A 571-nucleotide genomic window follows, 5' to 3' on the forward strand; every position below is an offset into this window, starting at 1 on the left:
CTTTCTCTTTTTTCTCATTAACTGCCTTGTTCAATCCAATTAACTCAGTAATAAGTTGTGCTTTAATAGCACTATATTCTACGTTCCCCGGAGAATTCTCTACTAATTTCTTTGCTGTTTTAGTGATGTCATTTGAATTTAAAGCATCAAAGATACCAATTGCTGCTACTTCTTCACTTAACGCTTGTATCATTTCTTGTCGTTTATAATTCAATGTGTTTTGCCGTTCTTTCATCGCTTCTTTTACTTTACCTTCATACTCTGTATTTCGCTTATGATTCATCATCAGTTCATCTAGATTAATGATAATATCTTCATATTTGTACATTGAGGCAAAGTCATTTTTGCGAATGGCATCTAGCATTGGCTGGATAATTTGCATATCTTTCTTAGCAGTCTGTTTCAGCACTTTAGAGGTGATTAACTCGTTATTATTATTGTCATCAAAAAGGACTCTTTCCTGAGCTAAGATAAAGAGATTTACAGCTACAGAGGTAATTCCTTGGCACTCCTCGTAAAAAGCTTCTTTCACTGAATCTGTAAGTTCTGAATAACCCTTTAAACATTGTAA

The 571-nt window shown here is 33.6% G+C and carries 1 pseudogene; it reads right to left on the reverse strand.

Annotated elements, in window-relative coordinates:
* A pseudogene (locus KVT27_RS23535) lies at positions 1–532 on the reverse strand (ATP-binding protein); the annotation flags it as partial.
* Positions 533–571 lie beyond the last annotated feature (39 nt).

Source organism: Lysinibacillus sp. GbtcB16 (genome assembly GCF_019091145.1).
In the GTDB taxonomy this organism is placed as follows: Bacteria; Bacillota; Bacilli; order Bacillales_A; family Planococcaceae; genus Lysinibacillus; species Lysinibacillus fusiformis.